Origin of the sequence: Methanoculleus sp. DTU007 (assembly GCF_001512385.1) — an archaeon.
Classification (GTDB): Archaea; Halobacteriota; Methanomicrobia; order Methanomicrobiales; family Methanoculleaceae; genus Methanoculleus; species Methanoculleus thermophilus.
Window position 1 is genome coordinate 1 of sequence record NZ_LFRO01000043.1, and the last position, 1,005, is coordinate 1,005.

The 1,005-nt window shown below is 59.0% G+C and carries 2 protein-coding genes and 1 pseudogene; 1 reads left to right on the forward strand and 2 read right to left on the reverse strand.

Going from position 1 to position 1,005, the window contains the following annotated elements; translation table 11 throughout:
* Positions 1 to 11 precede the first annotated feature (11 nt).
* Together eif1A and ACI94_RS05085 are read right to left on the reverse strand one after the other, a co-directional pair.
* Positions 12 to 362 (reverse strand): translation initiation factor eIF-1A, encoded by a 351-nt coding sequence (gene eif1A / locus ACI94_RS05080; protein WP_394326383.1) that lies wholly within the window; start codon positions 360 to 362, stop codon positions 12 to 14.
* Between the two features lie 46 nt (positions 363 to 408).
* Complete coding sequence (locus ACI94_RS05085) at positions 409 to 594, reverse strand: hypothetical protein (protein WP_066955534.1); 186 nt, start codon at positions 592 to 594, stop codon at positions 409 to 411.
* On the opposite strand from ACI94_RS05085, the pseudogene ACI94_RS05090 reads away from it, so the two are divergent.
* Positions 593 to 1,005, forward strand: a pseudogene (locus ACI94_RS05090) (hypothetical protein); the annotation flags it as partial. The gene ACI94_RS05085 and the pseudogene ACI94_RS05090 overlap by 2 nt on opposite strands.

The window sequence follows — 1,005 nt, forward strand, 5'->3', positions numbered from 1 at the left end:
AAAAAAGGATATCAGAGGTACCGGTTCTTCCGGAGCCACTCCACCTGGGGTTTCGTGTAGCGGTAGATGATATCGCACTTTTCATCCTGGAAGTTCCAGGGGACGACGATCAGGACATCGCCTTCCCGGATCCAGACTTTCTTCTTTATCTTACCCTTGATCCGCCCGGTGCGCGTCACACCATCGATACAGCGGATCCTGATATGGTTCGCGCCCAGCATCAGTTCGGCGCTCCCAAACATCTCCCGATTCCTCTTGTTGGGCAGGCGGACGCGGATAACTTCTTCCCCCGCTCCTCCTCCATTGGAATCGGGTTTACGCTTTGTAGATTCTGTCAGTTCATCAACCCCGTGGTCCAGAATGTTTGGTCACTTGTGTGTCCAATTTATAGACCTGCTAGCTTATCAACTATTCTCCTGGAAACGAACGGGCAACCTCAACAGCCGGCAGACCCGCGCCGGTTGAGCCGTTGCCCTGCCCGGCAGAGGTCCATGGGGCAGCCACCCCGACCGGCCGGGGAGCGATGCACCAGTCACGCGAGACGGCCACCGGGACGATTATGTATCTGCCCGACCAGTAACTCAGCACACCCATGACCTCCTGCCCGTCCCCGTCGCGCGGGGTATACCTGACCTACTTCATCCAGGGGCTCATCCTCCTTGCCGTAGCTTCCAGCATCGTGGCCGGGGAGTACTTCCTCGGGTTCGCCTCGGGGATCGCCTTCCTTCTCACGATGGCGCCCACCCTGGTGACCCGGAACCTGCGCCTCTGCTTCCCCTGGGAGGTCAACCTCCTTATCGCCCTCTCCCTCTACCTCCACGTCATGGGGCATGTCGGCGAGTACTACGTCACCCTCGCGCCCTACTACGACAAACTGACCCACCTCATCTCCTCGGCAACCGTCGGGCTCATCGCCTTCTTCCTCGCGATCCTTGCCGAATACCGGGGGGACATCCGGCTGAATAGAACGGCGATCATCGTCTTCATCCTGGTCTCAACCCTCGC